Source organism: Streptomyces californicus, assembly GCF_000717645.1.
Classification (GTDB): Bacteria; Actinomycetota; Actinomycetes; order Streptomycetales; family Streptomycetaceae; genus Streptomyces; species Streptomyces californicus.
In genome coordinates this window covers 62,725-84,043 of sequence record NZ_JNZZ01000020.1, presented here as the reverse complement: position 1 = coordinate 84,043, position 21,319 = coordinate 62,725, and the positions used below count along the sequence as shown (strand labels likewise).

Genomic DNA, 21,319 nt, shown 5'->3' with positions numbered 1-21,319 from the left:
GCGCGCCACGCCGAGCCAGCCACGCCACACCCGGAACCGCCGAGTACCGGCCGCGGACCCACCCGGTACCGGCCAGGCCCGTCCGGAGCCGCCCCCGGGTGGGCCAACCCGGACCCGGCCCGCCCCGCCCCGCCCGTGGCGGGCCACGCCCCTCAGGGCGCGGACTCGTACATCCTCGCGATCACGGCCTCGATGTCCGGCTCCCGCACCGACAGATCGACCAGCGGATACCCCGCGGCGATCCGCGCCACCAGCGGAGCCGCCGACGCCGCGGCGGGGAAAGCCAGCCACTGGCGCGGCCCCTCCACCTTGACGACCCGCACGGGCGGCCGGCCGTCCGCCCCCTCCGACTCCAGGCGGATCGGCGGGAGTTCACGCTCCAGGTCCACCACGAGCATGCGCTCGCTCTCCCCCACCTCGTGGAGGCCCGCCAGCGAACCGTCGTACATCAGGCGGCCGTGGTCGATCACCATGACCCGGCTGCACAACTGCTCGATGTCGGTGAGGTCGTGGGTCGTCAGCAGGACCGTCGTGCCGCGCTCGGCGTTCAGGTCCTTGAGGAACTGCCGCACCTTGACCTTGGAGACCACGTCCAGCCCGATCGTCGGCTCGTCCAGGTACAGCACCTCCGGATCATGGAGCAACGCGGCCGCGATGTCGCCGCGCATCCGCTGCCCCAACGAGAGTTGCCGTACCGGGACCTCCAACAGCTCTCCCAGGTCCAGGAGTTCCACGCAGCGGTCCAGGTTCTCCCGGTAACGCCGGTCAGGGATGCGGTACATGCGGTGCATCAGCCGGTACGAGTCGCGCAGCGGGAGGTCCCACCAGAGCGTCGTGCGCTGGCCGAAGACGACGCCGATGCGGTGCGCCAGCCGGGTCCGCTCCCGGGACGGGTCGATGCCGGCGACGCGCAGCCGGCCGCCGCTCGGAGTGAGGATGCCGGTCAGCATCTTGATCGTGGTCGACTTCCCGGCCCCGTTCGGACCGATGTAGCCGACCACCTCACCGCGCGCGACGCGGAAGCTGATCCCGTCCACGGCCCGCACCTCGCGGCGCTCGGAGCGCAGCAGCCCGGTGCGGCGGCGGACCTGGAAGACCTTCTCCACACCGTCGAGGGTGATGAAGCCGCCCTCGTCCACACCCGCCCCCAACGGGCCCCCCTGCGCCCGCCGCGTCACCCCACGCGCCACGTCCGCCGAGCCCGGCTCACCCGCCGCGCCCACCTCAGCCACACCCGTCTCTCCCCCCGTGTCCGCCTCTCCCATCACGCCCGCCTCCCCCATCCCGCCCGCCTCACCCGCCGTATCCGCCACGTCCGTCTCCCTCTCGCTCACACCCGCCCCCTCAGCTGCCCGTGCTCCGGTACGACCGCAGTCCCGTCCGCCACGCGAGGCCCGCCAGCCCCCAGCAGCCGGCCGCCACCAGGGGCGGCAGGAACGCCACCCACTGCGGCAGGCCGACCGGGTACTCCCGGCCCAGCACGTACAGCGCGGGCAGCCAGCTGACGAAGGCCAGCGGCACCACGAACGTCACCCCGCGCACGAGGTCCTTCGCGAAGATCGTGGGCGGGTACTGGAGCAGCGTCGTCCCGCCGTACGTGAAGGAGTTCTGCACCTCCGAGGCGTCCTGGGCGACGAACTGGAAGGCCGCCCCCGCCACGAAGACCGCCCCGAAGATCGCCGCCCCGCTCACCACCATCGTCGGCAGCATCAGCACCTTCAGCGGCGTCCACGCGATGTCCAGCGTGACGAGCGCGTACCCGAGCACCAGCAGCCCCTGGGTGATCCGCCCGACCCGGCGCAGCGCGAACCGGTCCGCCGCGACCTGCGCCAGCACCGGGACCGGCCGCACCAGCAGGGTGTCCATCGTGCCGTCCCGCACCCGGCGGCCCACCCGGTCCATCGACCCCAGCAGCAGATCGCACAGGCCGAACGCGGTGGCCGACAGCCCGTACAGCAGGGCGATCTCCGGCAGGCTGTAGCCGCCCAGCGCGTCCACGTGCGAGAACATCAGCAGGATCGTCACGAAGTCGAAGGCCGTCACCGCGAAGTCCCCGAACACCGTCATGGCGAACGAGGCCCGGTAGGCCATCGTCGAGCGCACCCACATGGCCATGATCAGCCCGTACGCCCGTACGCCCTCCAGCAGCCGGCGCCGCTCCGGGAACGGGAAGGGGAACACCTCGGCCGCGACCACGGCCTCCCCGGAAGCCCGGCCACCGCCCCCGTCCACCGCGGCCGTCCCCGTACCCGGCCCGTCCGCCCGTGCCACGTCCTCAACCACCCTGCACCACCACCCTCCTGGTCGCCGCCGTCTGCACCAGCCGGCCCGCCACCAGCAGCACCACCGCCCAGCCGCCCTGGAACGCGTACGCCTCCACCAGCCCCCACCCCGTGTGCTTGCCGAGGAACACATCGGCCGGGACCTGGAGCAGCGACGACCACGGCAGCGCCCGCGCCACCTCGCCCAGCAGCCCGGGGAAGAGGTTCAGCGGCAGCAGCATCCCGGAGAAGAACAGCCCGGCCAGCGACACGATCCGCATCGCGCCCACCCCGTCCATCAGCCAGAACGCCGACAGCGCCACCAGATAGCGCACCGCGAAGCTGACCACCACGCCCAGGAACACCGAGCCGAGGAACGCCGCCCAGGTCCACGGCGAACCGGGCAGCGCCAGATCGAAGGCGAGCGCGCCGAGGACCATCGGCACGACGCCCCGGCCCAGCAGATGGAACGCCGCCCGGCCCAGGTCGCCCGCCAGCCACCACAGCTGGAGGTCGACGGGCCGGTACAGATCGACGGCGACGTCCCCCGTGCGGATCCGCTCCACCAGTTCGTCCTCGAAGCCGCCGCCCATCATGGCGCAGGCCATCAGGAGGGCCTGCCCGAGCCAGACGTAGGTCAGCGCCTCGGACGCGTCGTACCCGCCGAGCCGCGGACGCGCGTCCCACAGGGCGGTGTAGGTGTACGCCACGATGAAACCGAAGACCGTGTTGGTGAACACCCCCGCGGCCGTCGCCGTCCGGTAGGTGGCGTAGCGCCGGAATCCGCCCGCCGCGACCACCGCGTAGAGCCGCACACCCGTCCCCTCTCCCCCGCCGCCGCCGGCTCCCGACACCAAAGCACGTGAGCCTAGTGCGGCCCCGGAGACCGCCGCGACCGAATATCCGGACGCCCCGCCGCCACGGCCCGGGGCACGGCGACGACCGGAGGAGGGAACGCGACGCCATATCCGTAGATTCCATGACCAAACGGGCAGTATGGGGGCACTGACCCCGCCCGAGGAGTCCCACCCACATGAGCGACGCGCCACAGCAATGGGCCCCCCGCGACCCCTCGGGCGCGGCAGCCGCAGAGCCGGACGGTTCCGCACCGGCATCCGGGAAGAAGGGCGGCGGCAAGAAGAAACGCCCCCGCCGCACCGGCTGGCGGCGCGCGATCCCGACCTGGCGGACGGCCCTCGGCACCTTCCTGGGCCTGGCCCTCCTCCTGGGCGCCGCGATCTTCACCGCCTACCAGCTCGTCGACATCCCCGCCGCCAACGCCGCCGCCACCGCCCAGTCGAACGTCTACCTCTACAACGACGGCAGCGTCATCGCCCGCGACGGCGACGTCAACCGGGAGAAGGTCAAGCTCTCCCAGGTCCCCCCGACCGTGCAGCACGCCGTGCTCGCCGCCGAGGACCGCGACTTCTACTCCGAACGGGCCGTGGACGTGAAGGCGATGGCCCGCGCCGGCTGGAACACCGCGACCGGCAAGGGCAAACAGGGCGGCTCCACCATCACCCAGCAGTACGTGAAGAACTACTACCTCGGCCAGGAACGCACCCTCCTGCGCAAGGCCAAGGAGTTCATCATCGCGGTCAAGCTCAACCGCGAGGTCACCAAGGACCAGATCTTCGAGGGCTACCTCAACACCAGCTACTTCGGACGCAACGCGTACGGCATCCAGGCCGCCGCCCAGGCGTACTACGGCAAGAACGTCGAGGACCTCACCACCTCCGAAGGCGCCTACCTCGCCTCCCTGCTCAACGCCCCCAGCGCCTACGACGTCGTCGCCCACCCCGACAACCGGCCCGCCGCCCGGCACCGCTGGAACTACGTCCTGGACGGCATGGTCAAGGAGGACTGGCTCACCCCCGCCGAACGGGCGGAGAGCCGCTTCCCCACCCCCGGCAAGGCCAGGCCCTCCACCGGGCTCTCCGGCCAGCGCGGCTACATCGTGCAGGCCGTCGAGGACTACCTGGACCAGCGCGGCATCCTCGACGGCAAGACCCTCGCCACCGGCGGCTACCGCATCACCACCACCCTCGACAAGGCCAAGCAGGACGCCTTCGTCGAAGCCGTCGACACCCACGTGACCACGCGGACCAGCCCCGACCGCAAGGCCGACCGCAACGTCCGCGTCGGCGGCGCCTCGATCGCCCCCGACACCGGCGAGGTCGTCGCCCTGTACGGCGGCATCGACTACACCCGCCAGTACGTCAGCAACGCCACCCGCCGCGACTACCAGGTCGGCTCCGTCTTCAAGCCGTTCGTCCTCACCTCCGCCGTCGTCAACCACTCCGCCACCCAGGACGGCCGGCCCATCACCCCCAACACCGTCTACGACGGCACCAACAAACGCCCCGTCACCGGCCCCCAGGGGCCCACCGACTACGCCCCCGCCAACGAGGACGACGCCGACTACGGCGACATCACCGTGCGCGCCGCCACCGACAAGTCCGTCAACGCCGTGTACGCCCAGATGGCCCAGGACGTCGGCCCCGCGAAGGTCCGCGCCACCGCCGTCGCCCTCGGCATCCCCGCCGACACCCCCGACCTCACCGCCTCCCCCTCCATCGCCCTCGGCACCGCCAACGCCAGCGTCCTCGACATGGCCGAGGCGTACGCCACCCTCGCCGACCACGGACGGCACGGCCGCCACGTCCTCGTCGACAAGATCACCAAGGACGGCACGGAGGTCGACCTGCCCACCCGCACGACCACCCAGGCCGTCACCCGCGAGGCCGCCGACACCACCACCGCCGTCCTGCGCGGCGTCGTCGAGGGCGGCACCGGCACGGCCGCCCAGGCGGTGGGCCGCCCCGCCGCCGGCAAGACCGGCACGGCGGAGGAGGACCGGGCCGCCTGGTTCGCCGGTTACACCCCGGACCTCGCGACCGTCGTCGCCGTGATGGGCCAGAACCCGGACACCGGCGCCCAGGCCCCGCTGTACGGAGCCCTCGGCCAGGCCCGGATCAACGGCGGCGGCGCACCGGCCGAGACCTGGGCCGCCTACACCGAGGCGGCCCTCCGCTCCTCCCCGGCCAAGGAGTTCGACCTGCGCCCGGCCCCCGGCTCCGACGAGGACGAGGCCCCGCTCGACGAGGACGACGACGGCACCCCCGACCCGTCCGCCCCCACGGATTCCGGCACCGGCACCCCGCCCACCCCCGGCACCGAGACCGGAGGCAACGACTCCGGCGGCACGGACCGAGGCGGGGACGGGGGTGAGGACGGCGGCGGAGAGACCGGCGGCACGGACGGCGGCGGCACCGAGGGGAACGACGGCGGTACGGACGCCGACAGCGGCGGCACGGACGGCGGCCCGGCGGGCGAGGGCGCGCGGGGCACCCGGGCGCCCCGCTGACCCGCCCGCCACCGGCGACGACGCGCTGTCAGTGCCCGGACGTCGCCTTCAGGCCGACCACGGACACCAGCAGCAGACAGACGAAGAAGATCCGGGCGGCGGTCACCGGCTCGTTCAGCACCACCATGCCGAGGATCGCCGCACCGGCAGCGCCGATGCCGACCCACACCCCGTACGCCGTACCGATCGGCAGCGTCTTCGCGGCATGCGACAGCAGGACCATGCTCGCCACGATCCCGAGACCGGTGAACACGCTCGGCCACAGCCGGGTGAACCCCTCGGTGTACTTCATCCCGATCGACCAGCCCACTTCGAGCAGACCGGCGACGATCAACAGAACCCAGGCCATGACAGGCACCTCCGACGAGAACCACGCGAACAGAAACGGGGTGCGTCGTCTTTGCCAGCCCGGTACGGCGCGTCTCGTCGGGTGCCACCACCGTAGCAAAAACAGGGAAAGGGCCTGGTGACCACCGTCACCAGGCCCCACGACCACACCGGCCGACCGGCACGGCCACCGGCGGCCGACGACGGGCACCGGCCCGTCGAGCCGCGGATCGCGTCGCGCTACAGATGTCGCGCCACAGATACAGCCCCGTTGTCGCTACAGATACAGCCCCGTCGAGTCCACCGACCCCTCGAACCGGTCGGCGGCCACCGCGTGCAGATCGCGCTCCCGCATCAGGACGTACGCCACGCCCCGCACCTCGACCTCGGCGCGGTCCTCGGGGTCGTACAGCACCCGGTCACCGGGCTCGACCGTCCGCACGTTCTGCCCGACCGCGACGACGACGGCCCAGGCCAGCCGCCGGCCCACCGCGGCCGTCGCCGGGATCAGGATGCCGCCGCCGGAGCGCCGCTCGCCCTCGGCCGTGTCGTTCCGCACCAGGACCCGGTCGTGCAGCATCCGGATCGGCAGCTTGTCGTCGTGCGTGGTGTCGTGGGTGTTCTCGCTCACGCCCGCAACCTACCTGCCGGGCCCCGGACCGCACGCTTCCGGGGGCACCCGGAAGGCGCACGGCCCCGACGGGGCGGTACGCCCGGCCCCGCCCCGTACACCGCGACGCCTTCGCGCCACCGGCCGGCCGGGTGCCGCTACCTGCCCCGGCGCTTCGACACGGCGATCAGGCCCACCACGCCGACCACCAGCAGCGCCGCGGGAATCACGCGCTCCAGTCGCGGCGAGCCGTCCTCCGCGACGAACTGCGCCTTCACCTCCGACACCGAGCGGTTCACCGCGACGAACGCGCGGCCGGCCGTCCGGTCCACGGACTGGGCCGCCTTCGCCTTCGCATCTCCGATGATCGTCTTCGGGTGTACGCGCACCCCGATCTCGTCGAGCACCACCGCGAGCTGCTTGCGCCTGCTGATGATGTCCGCCTCGATCTGCGCAGGGGTCCTGGCATCCGACACTGCGCCGCCTCCGTGGTCGTCGTCCGGTAAACCTTCGTCTGGATCCTTCGTCGACAGTCTGTCAGCTCGAACGTCCGCACACCCGGCGGCACCCCTATTACCCTCGGTCCCGTCCGACCCGCGCACCACCCGAGGAGAACCAGATGAGCGAGCGACTGAAGCCCGGCGACCCCGCTCCCGCCTTCACCCTTCCCGACGCCGACGGCAACGAGGTGTCGCTCGCCGACCACAAGGGCCGCAAGGTCATCGTGTACTTCTACCCGGCCGCGCTCACCCCCGGATGCACCAAGCAGGCCTGCGACTTCACCGACAACCTCGACCTCCTGGCCCAGGCCGGCTACGACGTCATCGGCGTCTCCCCCGACAAGCCGGAGAAGCTCGCGAAGTTCCGCGACACGGAGAACCTCAAGGTCACCCTGGTGGGCGACCCGGCCAAGGAAACTTTGGAGGCGTACGGGGCCTTCGGCGAGAAGAAGCTCTACGGCAAAGTGGTGACGGGCGTGATCCGCTCCACCGTCGTCGTCGACGAGGAGGGCAAGGTCGAACACGCGTTCTACAACGTGAAGGCGACCGGCCACGTGGCCAAGATCATCAGGGACCTGGGCATCTGACCGCTCCCTGACCGCCCGCCGGGAATCACCCGCTCCGCATACGGTCTCGACATGCTCTCCTGCCCGGAGAACCTGTCGAGATCGTGTGACGGAGATCGCATCAGCCCACAAAGTCGGTTTGCGACCGTCACATCCGCGCAGAAGCCTTTCCTGGAACACACTCCGAGGAAAGGACCCGGCCATGGCGGCCTCCGACCCGCACCAGGCGGCCGACCCCGATGCGGTCAAGCGCCACCCCACCCTTTTCCGGGCCATCCGCAAGCGGCGGAACCCTCCGCTGCGCCGGACGGACATCACGGTCACCGACGACGCCGCGGTCAAGCGGGCCGTGAAGGCGGCCTCGCTCGGCAACGCCATGGAGTGGTTCGACTTCGGCATCTACTCCTACCTGGCCGTCACCCTCGGGCACGTGTTCTTCCCCTCCGGGAACGACACCACCCAGCTCCTCTCCTCGTTCGCCACCTTCGCCGTGGCCTTCCTCGTGCGCCCGCTGGGCGGCATGTTCTTCGGACCGATGGGCGACAAGCTCGGCCGCAAGAAGGTCCTCGCGCTCACGATGATCCTCATGGCCGTCGGCACGTTCGCGATCGGCCTGATCCCCTCGTACGACACGATCGGCGTCTGGGCCGCGGTCCTGCTGATCTTCTTCCGGATGCTTCAGGGCTTCTCCACGGGCGGTGAGTACGGCGGCGCCTCGACGTTCATCGCCGAGTACGCCCCCGACAAGCGGCGCGGGTTCTTCGGCAGCTTCCTGGAGTTCGGCACCCTGGCCGGCTACGTCGGCGCGGCGGGCCTGGTCACGGCCCTGTACGCCCTGCTGACCGACGCCCAGATGGAAGCCTGGGGGTGGAGGATTCCGTTCCTCGTCGCGGGCCCGCTGGGCTTGGTCGGCCTCTACCTGCGACTGAAGCTGGACGAGACCCCGGCGTTCCAGAAGCTGGAGGGCGGCATCGCCCACGCGACGGAGGCGGCGGACAGCGTCGAGGCCACGGCCAAGGGCGACCTGGCGAAGATCTTCCGGCAGTACTGGCCGACGCTGATCCTCTGCATCTGCCTGGTCGGCGCGTACAACATCACCGACTACATGCTGCTGTCGTACATGCCGACGTACCTCTCCGACGAGCTCGGCTACAGCGAGACGCACGGGCTGCTGATCCTGCTCGCGGTGATGGTGTTCCTCATGCTGATCATCGCCCAGGTCGGCAAGCTCTCCGACCGATTCGGCCGCAAGCCGCTGCTGATGGCCGGCATGCTGGGCTTCCTCTTCCTCTCGCTCCCCGCGTTCCTCCTCATCCGGATCGACGGCATCTTCCCGATCACCATCGGCATGCTGATGCTGGGGCTCTCCCTGGTCTGCATGCTCGGCACGATGTCGGCGGCGCTCCCGGCCCTGTTCCCGACGAACGTCCGCTACGGCTCCCTGTCGGTCGGCTACAACCTCTCCGCGTCGATCTTCGGCGGCACCACCCCGCTGGTGATCACCGCCCTGATCAGCTGGACCGGCTCCAACCTGATGCCGGCGTACTACGCGATGGCTGCGGCCCTGATCGGCGTGATCGCGGTGGCCTGCATGAAGGAGACCGCCCAGCAGCCGCTGATCGGCTCCCCGCCGTCGGTGGAGACGGACGAGGAAGCGGCGGAACTGATCCAGGCCCAGGCCCCAGAACCGAAGTTCTGACCCCTCCCGCCCCTCCCCCGGAGGAACGGCCCGCACCCTCGGCGGAACGGCCCGCACTGCTCGCGTCGAGCGGCGCGGGCCGTTCCGCTTTGCACGGGCTCCCCACCACCCTCGCCGCTTTTCGCGCGTGACCGTCCGATAGACGGTTCGTTACTCCGTACGGGGCCGCGAACGTTTGCGCGGCGGGGATCGGAGGGGGCATGGGGACGGTTCGCTACACGCGCGAGCTGCTGGAGGAAGCGGCGCGCATGACGACGAACTCCACCGAGGCCGTGCTGTGGTGCGGCGGGAAACCGACACCGGGCAGTCGGAGCTATCTGCGCAAGAAGATGTCCGAGGCGGGCGTGGACATCACGCACTTCGCCGACCTGTCAGTACGCCACACGGAAGAGAGACTGCGCGAGTTGGTCGCATGCTCCACAAGTGTCGCCGAGGTCGTACGGAGGTTGGGCATCAGCCCGGTGGGCGGCAACCACGCCCACATCAGCCGCCGCATCAGCGCTCTGGGCATCGACACCTCACACTTCACCACGGGGTCGCTCGGCAGCCGAAGGGCCTCGGGCCCGGCCGTCGACCGCCTGGCTCTCCGTACTCCCGCGGACGGCAGAGTCCCCGGCGAACGGCTCCGCAGAGAGCTCGTACGCAGGGGTGTCGAGGACAAGTGCGACGGATGCGGCAACACCGGGGAGTGGATGGGGCAGCCGCTCCGGCTCGAAGTGGACCACGTCAACGGCGACTGGTGGGACAACCGTCCGGAGAATCTGCGCCTTCTCTGTCACAACTGCCATGCGGCGACCGACACCTACCGTGGCCGCAAGCGCGGGAGCGCGGCGTGAGCGCCGCCTACCCACGAGACCTGCTGGCGCGCGCGGCCTCGGAATCGGGCAGCCTCGTGGATCTCCTGCGCCGCCTCGGCGCCCCCTTGGGCAGCCGATCCCTGCGCTACGTCCGGTCGCGGCTCGCGCACTACGGAGTCGACACGTCCCACTTCGTGGACGAAGACCTCCCTCCGCGAGCGCGACGCGCCTACCCGCGTGAACTCCTCGCCGAAGCCGCCGCCCGGTCGCAGAGCATCCGGGAGATGTTCACGTACCTGGGCCTTCCGCCGACCGACAGCCCTTACGGCTACCTGCGCAAAAGGATGGACCGGCTCGGCATCGACACCTCCCACTTCACCAGTGGCCGCCGGTACGGAACTCCCTCGACTCCACGCGCCGACCTGTCGCGGGCGGTCGCCGCGTCCCACAGCCTGGCCGGTGTCTTGAGAGCCCTGGGCCTGAGCGACAAGAACAACGCCGCTCGCGCCCGGGTGAAGCGGGACATCGATGCCTACGGCTTGTCCGTGGAGCACTTCACCGGACAGGGGCACAGTCGCGGAACGCGCTCACCGAACCGCAGGTCCGCGGCGGAGACACTCCGTCGCCTGGCCCCCGGAACTCCTCGGGCGAAGACGGCTCGGCTGCGACGGGCCCTGGACGATCTCGGGGTTCCGCATGTCTGCGTGACGTGCGGTACCGGAGACACCTGGCACGGCAGGCGGCTCGTCCTGGAGATCGACCACATCAACGGCGACCGGCTCGACAACCGCCGGGAGAACCTCCGTTACCTGTGTCCCTCATGCCACAGCCAGACGCAAACCTTCTCGAATCGCCGCCACCTCGCACAGTAGAGTGGGGCACGCGGGTCCGTACCCCAGCTGGCCAAGAGGGCGCCGGTTTAGGTCCGGTGTGTCGTGGGTTCGAGTCCCACCGGGCCCACAGGTCGAGAGCGGCTGCTCCCTTCGAAACGAAGAGAGCAGCCGCTCTCGCTCGTGTCACCCCACCAACTCCCGCACCACCGGCACCAGCGCCCGGAACGCCTTGCCGCGGTGGCTGATCGCGTTCTTCTCCGCGGGGGTCAGTTCCGCGCAGGTGCGGGTCTCGTCCTCGGGCTGGAGGATCGGGTCGTAGCCGAAGCCGTGGGTACCCGACGGGGTGTGGCGGAGGGTGCCGTTGAGGCGGCCCTCGACCACGCGTTCCGTGCCGTCGGGGAGGGCCAGGGCGGCGGCGCAGGCGAACCAGGCGCCGCGGTGCGGGGTGTCGATGTCGCCGAGCTGGGCCAGGAGCAGGTTCAGATTGGCCTCGTCGTCGCCGTGGGTGCCGGACCAGCGGGCCGAGAAGATGCCGGGGGCGCCGCCCAGGACGTCCACGCAGAGGCCGGAGTCGTCGGCGACGGCGGGGTGGCCGGTGGCGCGGGCCAGGGCGTGGGCCTTGAGGAGCGCGTTCTCGGCGAAGGTGACGCCGGTCTCCTTGACGTCGGGGATGTCGGGGTACGCGTCCGCGCCGACGAGGTCGAGGTCGAGTCCCGCGTCGGCGAGGATGGCGTGGAGTTCGGTGATTTTCCCGGCGTTGCGGGTGGCGAGGATCAGGCGCTTCATGGGGCGATTATCGCCGGGCCCGGCGGCCTTCCCGGCACGGTCCTCCGCCCGCGCCGGGCGGGGGCCCCGGCCCCCACTTCTCTCCCGGGGCTACGGGCTGCAGACCTTGCCGATCTCCGTGGCCGCGTCCGTCACCGGGGTGATGTCGGGGGTGGCGTCGCCGGCCTCGATGGACCTGCGGACCTCGGTGACGCCCGCCTGGAGGTCGTCGACGGCTTGGGAGAGGTCGGCGTTGTCCGTGGTGTCGTCGAGCTTCTTCAGCTCGCGGTCGATCTCGTCGAGGGACTCGGACGCCTGGGTGATGTCCTCGGAGGCGTTGGAGACGGCCTGCTGGAGGTTGTTGACGCTGGTGGCGATGGCGTCGGCGGTGCGGACGCAGTCGAGTGCCTTGTCGAGGCCGGCGCAGCCCGCGGCGGTGGTGAGCGTCAGCAGGGCGGCGGCGGTGGCGAGTGCGAGGCGTTGGTGGCGGCGCGAGGCCATGGTGCGGTCCCTCCCCGGGGGTCGCGTACGTGGACGGGCGTACGGTTCGACCCGTACGCCCGTGCTCGTAACGACGCTGTGCGGTGCGTATGTGGTTGCTTCTTTACCCGGGAGGGGTGCGTCGCTACGCGTCCCGCGTGCTCGCGAGCGCTTCGCGCTGGAGTGCGGCGAGGTCGACGCAGCCGGCGGTGGCGAGGTCGAGGAGCGCGCCGAGTTCGGTGCGGTCGAAGGGGGCGCCCTCGGCGGTGCCCTGGACCTCGACGAAGCGGCCGTCGCCGGTGCAGACGACGTTCATGTCGGTCTCGGCGCGGACGTCCTCCTCGTAGCAGAGGTCGAGGAGGGGGGTGCCGTCGACGATGCCGACGCTGACGGCGGCGACGGTGTCGGTGAGCGGCTTGCGGCCGGCCTTGACGATCTTCTTGCCCTGGGCCCAGGCGACGGCGTCGGCGAGGGCGACGTAGGCGCCGGTGATGGCGGCCGTACGGGTGCCTCCGTCGGCCTGGAGGACGTCGCAGTCCAGGACGACGGTGTTCTCGCCGAGGGCCTTGTAGTCGATGACGGCGCGCAGGGAGCGGCCGATCAGGCGGCTGATCTCGTGGGTGCGGCCGCCGATCTTGCCGCGTACGGCTTCGCGGTCGCCGCGGGTGTTGGTGGAGCGGGGGAGCATGGAGTACTCGGCGGTGACCCAGCCTTCGCCGCTGCCCTTACGCCAGCGGGGGACGCCTTCGGTGACGGAGGCGGTGCAGAGGACTTTGGTGTCGCCGAAGGCGATGAGGACGGAGCCTTCGGCGTGCTTGCTCCAGTTGCGTTCGATGGTGACGGGGCGGAGCCGGTCGGGGGTGCGGCCGTCGATGCGAGACATGGGGGCGACTTTATCCGTTGGCGGGGGTGGCTCCGTTCGGGTGCGCCGGGCTGGGTCGCCGTGGGCGGGGACGTGGTGGTGGGGCCGTGCTGGTGGGTACGGCGCGGGCCCCGGCCTCCGTAGAGGGGGTACGGCAGGAGCCCCGGTCTCCCTAGAGGGGGTACGGCGCGGGCCCCGGCCTCCGTGGGGGGAGGTCGGGGCCCGTGGGGTCCGGCGGGGGTCAGCCGGTCACATCATGTCTTCGATGTCGGCGGCGATGGGGTCGGCGTCGGTGCCGATGACGACCTGGATCGCGGTGCCCATCTTGACGACGCCGTGGGCGCCGGCGGCCTTGAGGGCGGCTTCGTCGACCTTCTCGGGGTCGTGGACCTCGGTGCGGAGGCGGGTGATGCAGCCTTCGATCTCGTCGATGTTGTCGATGCCGCCGAGCCCGGCGACGATCTTCTCAGCCTTGGTGGCCATGTCCTTCTCCCTGTTTCACGCGCAGACGGCCGCCCGCTGCGGGTCCGTTTCGTCACGGTAACGCACGGTTGGCCCAACTTCGCGGGCGGGTAACCGGACGATCCCGAAAGATGACGATCACCGGTGCCCTGCCTTCCGGTACGGACTCCGGACCGTGACGCAACTGGTCTACACCAGTTTGCAACGACCGCCAAACGTGAAGTGTTCCGGGAGGACGCCCATGAGTTCGAGCGCCGCTGCGGCCGCACCGCGGCAGAAATGGTGGAACGGACCGGTCCAGGGCCTGCAGAAGGTCGGGCGGAGCCTCCAGCTCCCGGTGGCCGTCCTCCCCGCCGCCGGTCTGCTCGTCAGCCTCGGCAATCTCTTCGACTCCTATCTGAACGGCGCCTTCTGGGAGAAGACCTCCAAGGTTCTGCTCAACGGCGGCGGCGCGATCCTCGACGGCGAGCTGGGCCTGCCCCTGCTGTTCTGCATCGGGGTGGCGATCGGGTTCGCGAAGAAGGCCGACGGCTCCACCGCGCTGGCGGCCGTCGTCGGCTTCCTGGTCTACCGGGGGGTGCTGACGGCCTTCCCGATCGACGGCACGGTGACCGACGAGCTGCCGGACGGCGAGCCGCAGAACCCGGGCGTGCTCGGCGGCATCCTGATCGGCCTGCTGACGGCCGTCGTGTGGCAGCGCTACCACCGGACCAAGCTGGTCGACTGGCTCGGCTTCTTCAACGGCCGGCGGCTGGTGCCGATCCTGATGGCGTTCCTCTGCGTCATCCTCGGCACCCTGTTCGGGCTGCTGTGGCAGCCGGTGGGCGACGGGCTGACCTGGTTCTCCAAGCAGTTGATCGACCTCGGCTCGTGGGGCGCGGCGATCTTCGGCTTCGCCAACCGGCTGCTGATCCCGATCGGCATGCACCAGTTCCTGAACACGTTCTTCTGGTTCCAGGCGGGCGAGTTCACCGGGGCGGACGGCAAGACGGTGCAGGGGGACATCTCCCGGTTCTTCGCCGAGGACCCGACGGCGGGCCAGTTCACCTCGGGCTTCTTCCCGATCATGATGTTCGGCCTGCCCGCCGCCGCCCTCGCCATCACGCACTGCGCGCGGCCCGAGCGGCGCAAGGAGGTGGCGGGGCTGATGGCGTCGGTGGCGCTGACCTCGTTCGTGACGGGGGTGACCGAGCCGCTGGAGTTCTCGTTCATGTTCGTCGCGCCGCTGCTGTACGGCGTGCACGCGGTGCTCACGGGTGCGTCGATGGGCATCACCTGGCTGCTGGGGGTGCACGCGGGGTTCAGCTTCTCGGCGGGGCTGATCGACTACGTCGTGAACTGGCATCTGGACACGAAACCGTGGCTGATCATCCCGATCGGCGCGTGCTTCGCCGTCGTCTACTACGTGATCTTCCGCTTCGCGATCACCAAGTTCGACCTCAAGACACCGGGGCGCGAACCGGAGGAGATCGAGAAGGAGATGGAGAAGGATCTGACGAAGTAGCGTCGGAGCGCAGGGCGGCGGGGCTTGGAGCCCACCGCCCCTCGGCCCGCCGAAGGCCCCCGGACCACCTGGTCCGGGGGCCTTCGCCGTGTCACCGAACGTGCCGGATCTGCTACTGCGAATCAAAGCGAGAATTGCAGGTTCCTTATCTAACCCTCACCGTGCTAAAACTGGTCTACACCACTGAGTGGTCCAGACCACGGCTCTCTGCCGCCGTCTGTCGAGTCGCCGCCTCCCTTCATCAACGACCTGGGCGGCACCGTGCCCCCATGGAGGAAGTTGATGACCACGGCTGAGACCGCACCCGCGGCCGAGAAGAAGAAGGGCGCCGGCGCGATGGCCGTCATGCAGCGCATCGGCCGCAGCCTGATGCTGCCGGTCGCCGTGCTGCCGGCCGCCGCCCTCCTGGTCCGCCTCGGCAACGACGACATGCTGGGCCGCGACTCGTTCCCGACCTTCATCACGAAGCTCGCCGGCTACATGTCCGCGGGCGGCAACGCGCTCCTCGACAACATGGCGCTGCTGTTCGCCGTCGGCATCGCGATCGGTTACGCGAAGAAGTCGGACGGCTCGACCGCCCTCGCCGCCGTCACCGGTTACCTGGTCTTCAAGAACGTGCTGGCCACCTTCACGGACCCGAACCTGGACAAGGTCGCCAAGGTCATCGACGGCAAGATCGTCATGACCGAGGCGCCGGTGGACGCCAAGGTCCTCGGCGGTGTCGTGATGGGCCTCGTGGTGGCCCTGCTCTACCAGAAGTTCTACCGCACCAAGCTGCCCGACTGGGCGGGCTTCTTCAGCGGCCGCCGCCTGGTCCCGATCCTGTCCGCCTTCGCGGGTCTCGTCATCGGCATCGTCTTCGGTCTGATCTGGCCGGTCCTCGGCTCCGGTCTGCACAACTTCGGTGAGTGGCTGGTCGGCTCGGGCGCGGTGGGCGCGGGCATCTTCGGTGTCGCCAACCGTGCGCTGATCCCGGTCGGCATGCACCACCTGCTGAACTCCTTCCCGTGGTTCCAGGCGGGCGAGTACAACGGCAAGAACGGTGACATCGCCCGCTTCCTGGAGGGCGACCCGACCGCCGGGCAGTTCATGACCGGCTTCTTCCCGATCATGATGTTCGCGCTTCCGGCGGCCTGCCTCGCGATCGTCCACTGTGCCCGCCCGGAGCGCCGCAAGGTCGTCGGCGGCATGATGTTCTCCCTCGCGCTGACCTCGTTCGTCACCGGTGTGACCGAGCCGATCGAGTTCACGTTCATGTTCGTCGCCCCGGTGCTGTACGCGATCCACGCGGTGCTGACCGGTGTCTCGATGGCCCTGACCTGGGCGCTCGGCATGAAGGACGGGTTCGGGTTCTCGGCCGGTCTGGTCGACTTCCTGCTGAACCTCGGCATCGCGTCGAAGCCGTGGCTGCTGGTCCTGGTCGGTCTCTGCTTCGCGGCCGTCTACTACGTGGTCTTCCGCTTCGCGATCACCAAGTTCAACCTGCCGACCCCGGGCCGGGAGTCGGACGAGGAGATGGCCGAGCTCCGCAAGGCCGAGGCGAAGTAAGCCTCCGCCCGCTGCCGGTACGCCGGAGCCCCCGCACCCGAGGATGTCGCCCGGGTGCGGGGGCTCCGGCGTTTCCCGGGCCGTTCGGGTGCGGCCGCGCGGGCTCGCCTCCGTACGCCCGTGTGCCCTCACCCGTGTGCGGCTCGGGTCATCCCCGCCGTACGGGCACGTCGAGGCGGTAGAGCTGGCGGGAGCCGCCCTCCGGTCCCGGGTCGGCGGGTTCGCCGGGGCGGAAGCCGAGCCGCTCGTAGAAGACGCGGGCGCCGCTCTCCACGGCGCCCGGGTGGTCGGGCCCGAAGGTGATCACCTCGACGGTGCCGGGCCCGGTGACGTACCGGCGCAGCGCCTCCGCCATCAGCAGGCGGCCCACGCCGGCGCCCCGGAGGCGGGCGGCGGTGACGAGCCAGTGGACGTGGTACGTCGGCGGCTCGGGCCCGAACAGCAGGCCGCCCGCCAGGCCGGGCTCCGCGGCTGTCGCGGGGTCGGCGGCCTCGGCCACCAGGGCCGCCCCGTCACGGATGTGGGCGCGTACCGCCCGGTGGAAACCCGGCTCGTGGACCATCGGCCCGAACCAGTGCTCGACCTCGGAGGCCAGGGTGAGGAAGCCGTCGAGGTCGGCTTCCCGGGCGGGTCTGATCGTGATCATCCCGGCAGTCTCGCAGGGCGGCCGCGCGTTCGGCGGCCGGGTCTCAGAGCTCGTACACCGCGCCGGGGACGGCGAGTTCCACCGGGCCAGGGTAGGCCGCGCGGGCGTCGGCGGCGTTGCGGTCGGCGTCCGTCCACGGCGGGATGTGGGTGAGGACGAGCCGGCGCGCTCCGGCGCGGGCCGCCGCCTCGCCGGCCTCGCGGCCGTTGAGGTGCAGGTCGGGGATGTCCTCCTTGCCGTCGACGAACGACGCCTCGCAGAGGAAGAGGTCGGTGTCCCGGGCCAGGTCCTCCAGCGCCTCGCAGGTTCCCGTGTCGCCGGAGTAGGTGAGGGAGGAGCCGCCGTGCTCGATCCGGATGCCGAAGGTGTCGACGGGGTGGCAGAGCTTCTCGGTCCGGACGGCGAAGGGGCCGATCTCGAACGTCGCCGCCTTGAGGGTGTGGAAGTCGAAGACCTCGCTCATCGCCCGGTCGGAGGGGGTGTCGCCGTGGGCGGCGGTCAGGCGCTGCTCGGTGCCCTCGGGGCCGTAGACCGGGAGGGGGCGGGGGCGGCCGCCGCCGTGCGGGTAGTAGCGCACGACGAAGTACGCGCACATGTCGATGCAGTGGTCGGCGTGGAGATGGCTGAGGAAGATCGCGTCGAGGTCGTAGAGACCGACGTGGCGCTGCAGCTCGCCGAGGGCGCCGTTGCCCATGTCGAGGAGCAGCCGGAAGCCGTCGGCCTCTACGAGGTAGCTCGAACAAGCCGAACCCTTGGAGGGGAACGAGCCGGAGCAGCCGACGACGGTGAGCTTCATGGAGCGTGAACCTCCGGGGCGCGGGAACGGGAGGGTTCGTGCGGTTCCGCCGGAGCCACGTGGAATTCCTGCGGGATTGTTTCTGCGGTTCGTCGAGCGTAAGGCGCGAAACTCCGCGTCGCTCCTCCGCTGCCCTCCGTTGTGGGGGAACTCACCTGCTCTGTCACCGGTTCGATGGAAGCGCGTCCACGGCGGGGTCCGGCGCGTCCGTCCGGGTGTGCGTGTTCCGGCCACCGGTACGGTCGGGGGATGAACACGTTCTGGTGGGTGGCGCTGGTCGCCGTGGTCCTGCTCGCGCTCGTGGCGGCGGTGGTGGACGGGCGGGGGCGCTCGGACCGGGGTCCGCGGTCGCGCCGGCCGGCGGGGGCGTCCCGTACCCGGCCTCCGTCGCGGCCGTCGCGGCCTTCGTCCCGGCCGTCGGGTCCGGCGGGGCGCGGGGACGGGCGTGCGCCGCGGGCGGGTGAGGTGTGGTGGGCCGATGTGCCGTACGAGGACGGGCCGGGGTCGAAGGACCGGCCGTGCCTGGTGCTCTCGGTACGGGGGCGGGGCCGGGGCGGTACGGTGCTGGTCGCGAAGATCACCAGCAAGCATCACGAGGAGCGGCCCGGGGTGATCGCGCTGCCCGCGGGGACGGTCGGGGACCGGCAGGGGCGGCAGAGCTTCCTGGAGACGGACGAGCTGCGGGAGGTGCGGCTGGCCGCGTTCCGGCGGCGGGTGGGCACGGTGGACGCGGCGCTGTGGGAGCGGGTGCGGGGGCTGGGCGCGGGGTGAGGCGGGCGGGACCCGGGGCCGGGTGAGACGGGCGGGACCCGGGGCCGGGGTGAGACGGGCGGGGCACGGGCCCGGGTGAGGGACGGCACCCGGGGCCGGGCCTCGCCCCTCACCCGCCCGGAAGTGCCGTGGCAGGCGTCGCGGCCCCGGTCGGGGCACCGCCCTCGGGGCCTACGCCCAGAGCTGGCCCTGGAGGGTCTCGATGGCGGCTTCCGTGGTCGGAGCGGTGTAGACGCCGGTGGAGAGGTACTTCCAGCCGCCGTCCGCGACGACGAAGACGATGTCGGCGCTCTCCCCCGCCTTGACGGCCTTCTTGCCGACGCCGATCGCCGCGTGGAGGGCGGCGCCGGTGGAGACTCCCGCGAAGATGCCTTCCTGCTGGAGGAGTTCGCGGGTGCGGGTGACCGCGTCGGCGGAGCCCACGGAGAAGCGGGTGGTGAGGACGGAGGCGTCGTACAGCTCGGGGACGAAGCCCTCGTCGAGGTTGCGCAGGCCGTAGACCAGGTCGTCGTAGCGGGGTTCGGCGGCGACGATCCGGATGCCGGGGCGGTTCTCGCGGAGGTAGCGGCCGACGCCCATGAGGGTGCCGGTGGTGCCGAGGCCCGCCACGAAGTGGGTGATGGAGGGGAGGTCGGTGAGGATCTCCGGTCCGGTGGTGGCGTAGTGGGCGCCCGCGTTGTCCGGGTTGCCGTACTGGTAGAGCATCACCCAGTCCGGGTGTTCCGCGCTGAGCTCCTTGGCGACGCGGACCGCGGTGTTGGAGCCGCCGGCGGCCGGGGAGGAGATGATCTCGGCTCCCCACATGGCGAGCAGGTCGCGCCGTTCCTGGGAGGTGTTCTCCGGCATGACGCACACGATGCGGTAGCCCTTGAGCTTGGCCGCCATGGCGAGCGAGATGCCGGTGTTGCCGCTGGTGGGCTCCAGGATGGTGCAGCCGGGGGTGAGCCGGCCGTCCTTCTCGGCCTGTTCGACCATGTGGAGCGCGGGGCGGTCCTTGACGGAGCCGGTGGGGTTGCGGTCCTCCAGCTTGGCCCAGATGCGGACGTCCTCGGACGGGGACAGCCGCGGGAGGCGGACGAGGGGGGTGTTCCCCACGGCCGCCAGCGGGGAGTCGTACCGCATCAGCGCATGCCGCCGGCGACGGCGGGGAGGATCGTGACGTTGTCGCCGTCGCTGAGCTTGGTGGAGATGCCGTCGAGGAAGCGGACGTCCTCGTCGTTGAGGTAGACGTTCACGAAGCGGCGGAGCTGGTCGCCGTTCGCGCTGTCGATGAGTCGCTCACGGATGCCGGTGTGGCGGCTCTCCAGGTCGGCGAAGAGGTCGGCGAGGGTGTCCCCGTTGCCTTCGACGGCCTTCGCGCCGTCGGTGTAGGTGCGGAGGATGGTCGGGATGCGGACCTCGATGGCCATGGCGTGGGCTCCTGTCGAAAGCGTGGAGTGGCGTGGGGCGCGCGTTTCTGCCCCCCGCGCGGGGGGTGGTGCGGTGGGTGGGCGCGCGGACCGCGGCTCAGGCCGGGCGGCTCACGGGCGGGCTGGGGTGCGACAGATCGCGCTGGACAGCCTGCACAGGTCGACGTGCAGCCGCGCGACGAGCAGCGTGCCCGGCGTCTTGATGCTCACGTCATGGGGAACCATGCGGGCATCGTATCGATTCCCTGTGCGGAAACCCGAGTGTGATCCCACATGGTGGATGGTGAGCGACCGCTATGTGGACAGGATGGGGCTGTGCGTCCCCTCCGGGAGGTAGACGACGGTGGGCGCGCCGGTCACCGGGTGGGTGCTGACCTCGGCGGCGACCCCGTACACCTCGCGCAGCAGCTCGGCAGTGAGGACCTTCTCCGGGGCGCCGGACGCGACGACGGCGCCGTCCTTGAGGACGTAGAGGCGGTCGCAGTAGTAGGCGGCGAGATTGAGGTCGTGCAGGGCGAGGAGGTTGGTGGTGCCCAGTCCGCGAATGAGGGAGAGGATCTCCAACTGGTAGCGGATGTCGAGGTGGTTGGTCGGTTCGTCGAGGACGACCAGCGAGGGCTGCTGGACCAGGGCGCGGGCGACGAGGGCCCGCTGGCGTTCGCCGCCGGAGAGCGAGGCGAAGGTACGGGGCGCGAGCGCGGCGATCCCGACCCGGGCGAGGGCGTCGTCGACCAGGGCGGCGTCGGCGGCGGTGTCCGCCTCCCAGAACCGTTTGTGCGGGGCGCGGCCCATCGCGACGACCTGGCCGACGGTGAGTTCGAATCCGGCCTGGCCGTCCTGGGGGACGGTGGCGACGCGCTGGGCGCGGGCCTTCACGGGGAGGGCGGCGAGGTCGTCGCCGTCGAGGAGGACGCGGCCGTGGGTGGGGCGCAGGGTGCCGTAGACGCAGCGCAGGAGCGTGGTCTTGCCGCTGCCGTTGGGGCCGACGAGGCCGACGGTCTCGCCGTCCGCCGCGGTGAGGTCGACGGCGTTGACGAGGTGGCGGCCCTCGCCGGTCCCGTACGAGAGTCCTTCGGTGCGCAGGGTGGTCACGGGCGGGCTCCCTCGGGGCGTGGC

24 protein-coding genes, 1 tRNA gene and 1 riboswitch are annotated in these 21,319 nt (G+C 71.1%); of the genes, 9 read left to right on the top strand and 16 right to left on the bottom strand.

Translation table 11 applies throughout. From position 1 onward, the window contains the following. Nucleotides 1-152 precede the first annotated feature (152 nt). From IF19_RS0126025 to IF19_RS0126015, 3 genes are all read right to left on the bottom strand, one after another. On the bottom strand, nt 153-1,265 hold the full coding sequence (locus IF19_RS0126025) for an ABC transporter ATP-binding protein (protein WP_420833651.1): 1,113 nt from the start codon (nt 1,263-1,265) through the stop codon (nt 153-155). A gap of 79 nt (nt 1,266-1,344) precedes the next feature. Next, nucleotides 1,345-2,196 carry an ABC transporter permease gene (locus IF19_RS0126020; RefSeq protein WP_030113203.1) on the bottom strand — a complete coding sequence of 284 codons (852 nt, stop codon included), beginning with the start codon at nt 2,194-2,196 and terminating at the stop codon, nt 1,345-1,347. Nucleotides 2,197-2,275: 79 nt separating this feature from the next. Further along, entirely contained in the window at nt 2,276-3,076 is an 801-nt protein-coding gene (locus IF19_RS0126015) for an ABC transporter permease (RefSeq protein WP_030120190.1), read from the bottom strand. 218 nt (nt 3,077-3,294) lie between these two features. Between IF19_RS0126015 and IF19_RS0126010 the strand changes: the two genes are divergently transcribed. Beyond that, on the top strand, nt 3,295-5,628 hold the full coding sequence (locus tag IF19_RS0126010) for a transglycosylase domain-containing protein (RefSeq protein WP_030277217.1): 2,334 nt from the start codon (nt 3,295-3,297) through the stop codon (nt 5,626-5,628). A 28-nt stretch (nt 5,629-5,656) separates the two neighbouring features. Here the strand turns inward: IF19_RS0126010 and IF19_RS0126005 are convergent, their stop codons facing one another. From IF19_RS0126005 to IF19_RS0125995, 3 genes are all read right to left on the bottom strand, one after another. Continuing rightward, entirely contained in the window at nt 5,657-5,977 is a 321-nt protein-coding gene (locus tag IF19_RS0126005; RefSeq protein WP_030113207.1) for a DMT family transporter, read from the bottom strand. 39 nt (nt 5,978-6,016) lie between these two features. Next, a riboswitch (guanidine-III (ykkC-III) riboswitch) is annotated at nt 6,017-6,079 on the bottom strand. Nucleotides 6,080-6,232: 153 nt separating this feature from the next. Further along, nucleotides 6,233-6,586: a GroES family chaperonin gene (locus IF19_RS0126000; RefSeq protein ID WP_030113208.1), complete on the bottom strand. Its 354-nt coding sequence runs from the start codon at nt 6,584-6,586 to the stop codon at nt 6,233-6,235. Nucleotides 6,587-6,723: 137 nt separating this feature from the next. Continuing rightward, nucleotides 6,724-7,041, bottom strand: coding sequence for a DUF3618 domain-containing protein (locus IF19_RS0125995; protein WP_030113209.1), 318 nt, complete (start codon nt 7,039-7,041; stop codon nt 6,724-6,726). 143 nt (nt 7,042-7,184) lie between these two features. Here IF19_RS0125995 and bcp point away from each other — a divergent pair, with 143 nt between their 5' ends. The 5 genes from bcp to IF19_RS0125970 all read left to right on the top strand — a co-directional run bounded on the left by bcp (nt 7,185) and on the right by IF19_RS0125970 (nt 11,087). After that, nucleotides 7,185-7,652 carry a thioredoxin-dependent thiol peroxidase gene (bcp, locus tag IF19_RS0125990; RefSeq protein WP_030113210.1) on the top strand — a complete coding sequence of 156 codons (468 nt, stop codon included), beginning with the start codon at nt 7,185-7,187 and terminating at the stop codon, nt 7,650-7,652. Between the two features lie 181 nt (nt 7,653-7,833). Further along, nucleotides 7,834-9,330 carry a glycine betaine/L-proline transporter ProP gene (gene proP / locus IF19_RS0125985; protein ID WP_030193220.1) on the top strand — a complete coding sequence of 499 codons (1,497 nt, stop codon included), beginning with the start codon at nt 7,834-7,836 and terminating at the stop codon, nt 9,328-9,330. A gap of 200 nt (nt 9,331-9,530) precedes the next feature. Next, complete coding sequence (locus IF19_RS0125980) at nt 9,531-10,166, top strand: HNH endonuclease (protein WP_030113212.1); 636 nt, start codon at nt 9,531-9,533, stop codon at nt 10,164-10,166. Further along, complete coding sequence (locus IF19_RS0125975) at nt 10,163-10,999, top strand: HNH endonuclease signature motif containing protein (protein ID WP_030113213.1); 837 nt, start codon at nt 10,163-10,165, stop codon at nt 10,997-10,999. The genes IF19_RS0125980 and IF19_RS0125975 overlap by 4 nt, the downstream gene beginning before the upstream one ends. Before the next feature lie 12 nt (nt 11,000-11,011). After that, nucleotides 11,012-11,087 (top strand) — tRNA-Leu (locus IF19_RS0125970). Nucleotides 11,088-11,143: 56 nt separating this feature from the next. Here the strand turns inward: IF19_RS0125970 and rdgB are convergent. The 4 genes from rdgB to IF19_RS0125950 all read right to left on the bottom strand — a co-directional run bounded on the left by rdgB (nt 11,144) and on the right by IF19_RS0125950 (nt 13,550). Further along, nucleotides 11,144-11,746 (bottom strand): RdgB/HAM1 family non-canonical purine NTP pyrophosphatase, encoded by a 603-nt coding sequence (gene rdgB / locus IF19_RS0125965; protein WP_030113214.1) that lies wholly within the window; start codon nt 11,744-11,746, stop codon nt 11,144-11,146. A 90-nt stretch (nt 11,747-11,836) separates the two neighbouring features. Continuing rightward, nucleotides 11,837-12,226 carry a hypothetical protein gene (locus IF19_RS0125960; RefSeq protein WP_030113215.1) on the bottom strand — a complete coding sequence of 130 codons (390 nt, stop codon included), beginning with the start codon at nt 12,224-12,226 and terminating at the stop codon, nt 11,837-11,839. 124 nt (nt 12,227-12,350) lie between these two features. Then, a complete protein-coding gene (gene rph, locus IF19_RS0125955; protein ID WP_030113216.1) occupies nt 12,351-13,088 on the bottom strand; it encodes a ribonuclease PH in 738 nt (245 codons plus the stop codon). A 228-nt stretch (nt 13,089-13,316) separates the two neighbouring features. After that, a complete protein-coding gene (locus IF19_RS0125950; RefSeq protein ID WP_003968866.1) occupies nt 13,317-13,550 on the bottom strand; it encodes a PTS sugar transporter subunit IIB in 234 nt (77 codons plus the stop codon). A 220-nt stretch (nt 13,551-13,770) separates the two neighbouring features. Here IF19_RS0125950 and IF19_RS0125945 point away from each other — a divergent pair, with 220 nt between their 5' ends. After that, nucleotides 13,771-15,033, top strand: coding sequence for a PTS transporter subunit EIIC (locus tag IF19_RS0125945; protein ID WP_030113217.1), 1,263 nt, complete (start codon nt 13,771-13,773; stop codon nt 15,031-15,033). Between the two features lie 282 nt (nt 15,034-15,315). Next, nucleotides 15,316-16,581: a PTS transporter subunit EIIC gene (locus IF19_RS0125940; RefSeq protein ID WP_030113218.1), complete on the top strand. Its 1,266-nt coding sequence runs from the start codon at nt 15,316-15,318 to the stop codon at nt 16,579-16,581. Nucleotides 16,582-16,729: 148 nt separating this feature from the next. Here the strand turns inward: IF19_RS0125940 and IF19_RS0125935 are convergent, their stop codons facing one another. Both IF19_RS0125935 and IF19_RS0125930 read right to left on the bottom strand, forming a co-directional pair. Next, on the bottom strand, nt 16,730-17,227 hold the full coding sequence (locus tag IF19_RS0125935; RefSeq protein WP_030277215.1) for a GNAT family N-acetyltransferase: 498 nt from the start codon (nt 17,225-17,227) through the stop codon (nt 16,730-16,732). A 43-nt stretch (nt 17,228-17,270) separates the two neighbouring features. Next, the gene (locus tag IF19_RS0125930) at nt 17,271-18,023 is read right to left on the bottom strand and encodes an MBL fold metallo-hydrolase (protein ID WP_030113221.1); all 753 of its coding nucleotides are present in this window, start codon (nt 18,021-18,023) and stop codon (nt 17,271-17,273) included. A gap of 249 nt (nt 18,024-18,272) precedes the next feature. On the opposite strand from IF19_RS0125930, the gene IF19_RS0125925 reads away from it, so the two are divergent. Continuing rightward, on the top strand, nt 18,273-18,794 hold the full coding sequence (locus IF19_RS0125925) for a type II toxin-antitoxin system PemK/MazF family toxin (protein WP_030113222.1): 522 nt from the start codon (nt 18,273-18,275) through the stop codon (nt 18,792-18,794). 171 nt (nt 18,795-18,965) lie between these two features. On the opposite strand, the gene IF19_RS0125920 is transcribed toward IF19_RS0125925, so the two are convergent. The 4 genes from IF19_RS0125920 to IF19_RS0125910 form a co-directional block, all read right to left on the bottom strand. Continuing rightward, the gene (locus IF19_RS0125920; RefSeq protein ID WP_030113223.1) at nt 18,966-19,916 is read right to left on the bottom strand and encodes a PLP-dependent cysteine synthase family protein; all 951 of its coding nucleotides are present in this window, start codon (nt 19,914-19,916) and stop codon (nt 18,966-18,968) included. Next, complete coding sequence (locus IF19_RS0125915) at nt 19,916-20,203, bottom strand: MoaD/ThiS family protein (protein WP_030113224.1); 288 nt, start codon at nt 20,201-20,203, stop codon at nt 19,916-19,918. The genes IF19_RS0125920 and IF19_RS0125915 overlap by 1 nt, the downstream gene beginning before the upstream one ends. Nucleotides 20,204-20,314: 111 nt before the next feature. Further along, nucleotides 20,315-20,428, bottom strand: coding sequence for a putative leader peptide (locus tag IF19_RS1000000138840; protein ID WP_317992288.1), 114 nt, complete (start codon nt 20,426-20,428; stop codon nt 20,315-20,317). Between the two features lie 69 nt (nt 20,429-20,497). Beyond that, nucleotides 20,498-21,295 carry an ABC transporter ATP-binding protein gene (locus IF19_RS0125910; RefSeq protein WP_030113225.1) on the bottom strand — a complete coding sequence of 266 codons (798 nt, stop codon included), beginning with the start codon at nt 21,293-21,295 and terminating at the stop codon, nt 20,498-20,500. Nucleotides 21,296-21,319 lie beyond the last annotated feature (24 nt).